Origin of the sequence: Klebsiella sp. NPDC088457 (genome assembly GCF_044900465.1) — a bacterium.
In the GTDB taxonomy this organism is placed as follows: Bacteria; Pseudomonadota; Gammaproteobacteria; order Enterobacterales; family Enterobacteriaceae; genus Klebsiella.
In genome coordinates this window covers 1-5,226 of the sequence record NZ_JBJDNH010000031.1, presented here as the reverse complement: position 1 = coordinate 5,226, position 5,226 = coordinate 1, and the positions used below count along the sequence as shown (strand labels likewise).

The following is a 5,226-nucleotide window of genomic DNA, read 5'->3' as shown; positions in this document are numbered from 1 at the left end:
GGAGGTGATGCTCAACAGCTGCACGAAGAAGGTGCCGAAGGTGAAGATAAGGGTGTTGGCGTACAGGCTCAGCCAGTCGGCGCTGGCCCAGGCGTCGCGGAAGTTATCCAGCGTCAGCGGCAGGCGCGGCAGCAGCGAGGCCATATCTTCGCCGAAGGTGGTGGCGCTGAAGGCGGTGGCCAGCATCCAGATAAACGGACTGATCCACAGCAGGGCCAGGCAGCACATCAGTACGCTGAGGGTGAACGGCGGCGAACGGCGCAGACGCAGCCACAGCGGACGCGGGGCGCCCTGCGCGCGCAGCAGCGGCGGCGAGGCTTCAGCGCTCATAGTGGGCTCCTTTCTCCAGCAGTTTGAGGTTTATCAGCGAGAAGGCGAACAGCCCGGCCAGCGTCAGGAAGGTAGCGGCGGAGGCTTTGCCAAGATCGTGGGTATCCCACGCCAGGTTCTGGATGTAGTAGAGCAGCACGGTGGTGGCGTTGTCCGGCCCGCCGCGGGTCATCACCGCGACGTGGTCAATCTGGGTGATGGAGTAGATCAGCGCAGTGGTGATGACGAAGCTCAGGGTCGGGCGCAGCAGCGGCAGGGTGACCTTAAAGAACACCTGGCTGCGGGTGGCCCCTTCCATGATCGCCGCCTCGCGCGTTGAAGCCGGGATGCTCTGCAACCCGGCGAGGAAAAACAGCATGTAGTAGCCGGCGAACTTCCACACGCCGATCAGCGCCAGCGCCAGCAGAGCGCTGTTGCTGCGCCCCAGCCAGTTGTTGTTCATCGGCCCGAACAGTTTCGCCAGATAGTGGTCGAGCAGGCCGAGGCCAGGCATAAAGATAAACAGCCACAGCGCGGCGGCGCTGACCATCGGGATAATCATCGGGAAGAAGAAGGCGGTGCGCAGCCAGCGGTTGAGGCGGCGGTTTTCGTTCAGCGCCACCGCCAGCAGCAGGGCCAGCGTCACGCCGGGGACCACCGTCAGCAGGATATAGAGCAGGTTGTTGAGCAGCGACTGCCAGAAGACGTTATCGGCAAACAGGCGGACGAAGTTATCCAGCCCGACGAACGGCGCGCCGTCGCTGGCCATACGGGTATCGAACAGGCTGTCGTACACCGAACGGCCCAGCGGGAACCAGGTAAACAGCAGTAAAAACAGCAGGGAGGGCGACAGTATCAGCCAGGGGAGCCAGGTTTTTCTCATGGTGGCAGACGTCTCGTTCAGGCGTTTATGGAAGCCCGGATTGTGAGAACGATTGACTGCAAAGGGATGGCGGGGAGATGACCGTTTAATGAACCTTCAGCGGGCGGCTGCTGAAGGAACGTGCCGGGCGGACGTGCCGCCCGGCGGAGAGGGACGACGTCAGAAATCGGCTTTCAGCACCACGCGATAACGGGCTTTACCCTCGCGCACGTGTTTCAACGCCTCGTTGATCTGCGACATCGGGAACAGCTCGGTGGTGGGGGCCACTTTGCTACGCCCGGCGAACTTCATCAGCTTGCGCAGCTCGGACGGGTTGCCGGTGGCCGAGCCGGAGATGCTGCGGTCGCCGCTAATCAGGGTAAAGGCGGGTACCGGGAACGGCTTCATCACCGCGCCGACGGTATGGAAGTTGCCGCCGTAGGCCAGCGCTTCAAAGTACGGCTGCCATTCGAGATCCACCGCCACGGTGTTAATGATCAGATCAAACTGGCCGGCCAGCGCTTTTAGGGCTTCAGGATCGCGGCTGTTGACCACCCGATCGGCGCCCATCGCCAGCACTTCCTGCTCTTTCGCCGGGTTGGAGCTGAAAGCGGTGACTTCCGCGCCCATAGCCCGCAGCAGTTTAATCGCGATATGGCCGAGGCCGCCGATCCCGATCACTCCGACGCGGCTGGTGGCGGTGACGTGGTGCATCAGCAGCGGTTTAAAGACGGTGATCCCGCCGCACAGCATCGGGCCGGCGGATGCGATATCGATACTCTCCGGCAGAGGGATCACCCACTGCCAGTCGGCGCGCAGCTTGTCGGCGAAGCCGCCACGGTTGATGATGGTCGGCACCGAGCCTGCCAGACATTTGATCTGGTGGCCGCTGATGCAGGCGTCGCAGTGCCCGCAGCTGCGCGCCGTCCAGCCGATGCCCACCTTCTGGCCGATCTTCAGCCCCTTATCCTGCGCCGCGCTGCCCAGCGCCACCACGCGGCCAATCACCTCGTGGCCGGCGACCAGGGGATAGCTCGACATGCCCCATTCGTTATCGATCATCGACAGGTCGGAGTGGCAGATCCCGCAGTAGTCGACCTGCACTTCGACGTCCTGCGGCAGCAGTTCGCCCGCGTCGTACTCCCACAGCGACAGATCGGCGCCCGCTTCTTTGGCGGCGTAGCTTTTAATTGTGCTCATCACGATTTCCTTGGTTTGGCGGAGATAAACAGAAAGTGTAGAGCATGGGGCGGGGCGACGCCTGGCAGAAGGCGGGATCGTAGCCGGGCAGCCAGGCTGCCCGGCAGTGGTCAGCGGCCAGCGACCGGCCACTGGTTGAGGTGGATCCCGCGCTGGGGGGCACTCTCGGCAAAATCATCCAGCACCGCCTGCACGTCCGGGTCGAGATAGCCGACGTTATCGTGCTCGACGATCACCACGCTCTGCTCGGGGATCTTCGCCAGCAGCGCCAGCAGGTGCGGATTGTGCAAAAAGGTGAGGTTTTGCTGAATGCGCAGCACGTAGTGGTCGTCATAGCGCGCCAGCTGCAGCGAGTGACGATGGCTGCGCCAGATGCTGAACGCCACCTGGGCGGCGAGACCGATGCCGATCCCCGCCAGCATGCCAAAGGCGATGATGCCGCCAATGGTGGCGAGGAACGGCACGTACTGCGCCGCGCCCATGCGGAACTGGCTGATGAACAGCCGCGGGGTCGCCAGCTTATAGCCGGTATAGATCAGCACCGCGGCGAGGCTGGAGAGCGGGATCAGCGCCAGCAGGCCGCTGAACCACAGGCCGCAGATCAGCAGCAGAACGCCGTGGATAAAGATCGAGAGCTTGCTCCGGGCGCCGCTACTGACATTGACTGAACTGCGGACGATCACCGCGGTGATCGGCATGGCGCCGAGCAGGCCGGAGAGCAGGTTGCCGACGCCCTGAGTGGCCATTTCGCGGTTCGGCGAGGGGGGAGGGTTCTGTGGACGCAGCTTTTTCAGCGCCTCGCCGGCAGCCAGGTCGCGTAGGTGGGTCTCTTCAGCGGTGCCGAGGGCCACCGGGATCTGCTGCATAATCAGTAAAATACCGATCGCCGCTAGCATACCTTTGATCACGCTGGCGGGCACGAGGGAGATAAAGCGCCCGGCCCGCAGCACGCCGAATAGCAGCTGCAGCACGCCGGCCAGCACCAGCGCCATCAGGAAGGCGGAGAAGGAGCCGAGGGTTTCAATGGCGGCAACGACGATGGTGACCAGGCCGGCGGCGGGGCCGCTGACGGCAAAACGGGAGGGGCTGAGGGCGGTGACGACGATACCGCCGATGATGCCGGTCAGCAGGCCGACAAACGGCGGCAGGCCGCTGGCCTGGGCGATGCCGAGGCACAGCGGCAGGGCGACAAGGAAGACGACGACCCCGGCAAGGGAGTCCTGGCGAAGGGTATTCATGGGGCGTGCTCCTGTGGCGAGAGGTGTTCAACGAGGGTGGTCAGGTGGCCGGAGGCCTGGTCGTAGACGCAGCCGTGCAGGCTGAGCGCCCGCCCGCTGTGCAGAATCGCCTGCACCGGTTCGCAGCGGGTCAGCCGGGCGAACTGAGCGCGGACGTTGGCTTCCACCAGGGCGTTGAGGGCCTCTTTATCATCCCCCTCCTCTCCCGCCGCAACGGCGGGCGTCAGCTGGCGTATTTCGCCACCCAGGGTCTCGCGTAGCTGGCCGATACGCCGGGAGAGGGCCGAGGACTCCTGGGCCAGCGCCATCTGCGGCAGCGACAGCGCCGCCTGCACCCCGCCGCAGCCGTAGTGGCCGCAGAGCACCACCCGCTCCACTTCGAGATAGTGGAGGGCGTACTGCAATACGCTCATAAAGTTGTCGTCGGCGGGGTCAATCATGTTGGCGATATTGCGGTGGACGAACAGTTCGCCTGGATGGGAGCCGGTGAGCACCTCGGCGGGAACGCGGCTGTCGGAGCAGCCGATCCACAGCGAGTGGGGACGCTGGCCATCGACCAGCTTGTCAAAGTATTGCGGGTCGCGCTGGCGTTTTTGCAGCGCCCAGCTGCGGTTTCTGGCCAGCAGGGGTTTGAGGGTCGTCACGTGCTTTCTCCTGAGTGAATTCAACGAGTGAATATGTCCATCGAGACTCGTACTGCGACTCCTAAAAATAGTCTTTACCGGAACTCTGGCGGCTGAGGAAAATCCTGGAATAAGCGCCCTAAAGAAAACTTTTCATTAATGTAAAGTTATAAAAATATTGATGAAATTAATAGGAATGCGCTAAGCCAGTGAATAGCGAAAAGTTATTGACTAAAACTTTCTGGAATAAAATGAGAGATTATTTTATCTATTCTGGAATCTTATATTTAAGTGGTTTGGTATTGGTAAATCTTCTTTATTCGCTGGGGAGATAAAGGGTATAGAAAGAGAACCTGCTGAGAAAAAACTGAGAAAAATTTTGGTGATGGGTGGGGAGGGCAAGGGAAGGGGCCGGGAAGGGGCCGGGAAGGGGTCGTCCTGATAAGCGTAGCGCGAGCTGGGGTAAACGTGGGGGAGGAGGAGGGTTGCGGTATTTACGTAGGCTGGTGGGGTTGCGTAGGGAGTTAGGGGTGAGAAGAGCGTTTTACGTTGATTGCGGTAGGGAGCCGCGAGGTAGCCCGGCTAAGCGTAGCGTGAGCCGGTGCAAACATGGGCGGTGGAAGGCGGACAGTTGCGGGGTAAAATGTTACTTCTCACGGCTCCGCAACGCCTAAGCGCTGTTTTTTTCGACACTTAGCGCTGCACGCACACGCTGCCGCTTGCATGGCGGCCATCGACAGGTATAATCCACAACGTTTCCGTATCCCTTCAGTGCCGAAGTGGCGAAATCGGTAGACGCAGTTGATTCAAAATCAACCGTAGAAATACGTGCCGGTTCGAGTCCGGCCTTCGGCACCATTAGTACTTCCAAGACCATCCGAGAAAGTCCAATTTTCCCTTAAAAATCAATGATTGCAGCGATTTTTACGTCCTGAGTCGTCCGAGGTTGTCCGTTGAAATCCGGATGTCATTGGGGGCATAATTGGGGGCATCT

The 5,226-nt window shown here is 61.3% G+C and carries 4 protein-coding genes, 1 tRNA gene and 1 pseudogene; 1 reads left to right on the top strand and 5 read right to left on the bottom strand.

The window, feature by feature from the left end; translation table 11 throughout:
* The 5 genes and pseudogenes from ACI2JR_RS18860 to ACI2JR_RS18840 form a co-directional block, all read right to left on the bottom strand.
* Window positions 1–330, bottom strand: a pseudogene (locus ACI2JR_RS18860) (carbohydrate ABC transporter permease); the annotation flags it as partial.
* On the bottom strand, window positions 320–1,192 hold the full coding sequence (locus tag ACI2JR_RS18855; RefSeq protein WP_132730109.1) for a carbohydrate ABC transporter permease: 873 nt from the start codon (window positions 1,190–1,192) through the stop codon (window positions 320–322). The pseudogene ACI2JR_RS18860 and the gene ACI2JR_RS18855, both read right to left, overlap by 11 nt.
* 159 nt (window positions 1,193–1,351) lie before the next feature.
* Entirely contained in the window at window positions 1,352–2,371 is a 1,020-nt protein-coding gene (locus ACI2JR_RS18850; protein WP_132730108.1) for an NADPH-dependent aldehyde reductase Ahr, read from the bottom strand.
* Window positions 2,372–2,481: 110 nt separating this feature from the next.
* Window positions 2,482–3,609, bottom strand: a complete 1,128-nt coding sequence (locus ACI2JR_RS18845; protein ID WP_462479202.1) for a SulP family inorganic anion transporter — start codon at window positions 3,607–3,609, stop codon at window positions 2,482–2,484.
* Window positions 3,606–4,253: a carbonic anhydrase gene (locus tag ACI2JR_RS18840; RefSeq protein ID WP_462479201.1), complete on the bottom strand. Its 648-nt coding sequence runs from the start codon at window positions 4,251–4,253 to the stop codon at window positions 3,606–3,608. Before ACI2JR_RS18840 ends, ACI2JR_RS18845 begins: the two co-directional genes overlap by 4 nt.
* 752 nt (window positions 4,254–5,005) lie before the next feature.
* Between ACI2JR_RS18840 and ACI2JR_RS18835 the strand changes: the two genes are divergently transcribed.
* A tRNA-Leu gene (locus ACI2JR_RS18835) sits at window positions 5,006–5,090 on the top strand.
* The last annotated feature ends 136 nt before the right edge of the window (window positions 5,091–5,226 follow it).

Coding starts and splice junctions, on each gene's coding strand:
- ACI2JR_RS18855 (WP_132730109.1), bottom strand. CDS start 1,192: ATGAGAAAAACCTGGCTCCCCTGGCTGATACTGTCGCCCTCCCTGCTG.
- ACI2JR_RS18845 (WP_462479202.1), bottom strand. CDS start 3,609: ATGAATACCCTTCGCCAGGACTCCCTTGCCGGGGTCGTCGTCTTCCTT.
- ACI2JR_RS18850 (WP_132730108.1), bottom strand. CDS start 2,371: ATGAGCACAATTAAAAGCTACGCCGCCAAAGAAGCGGGCGCCGATCTG.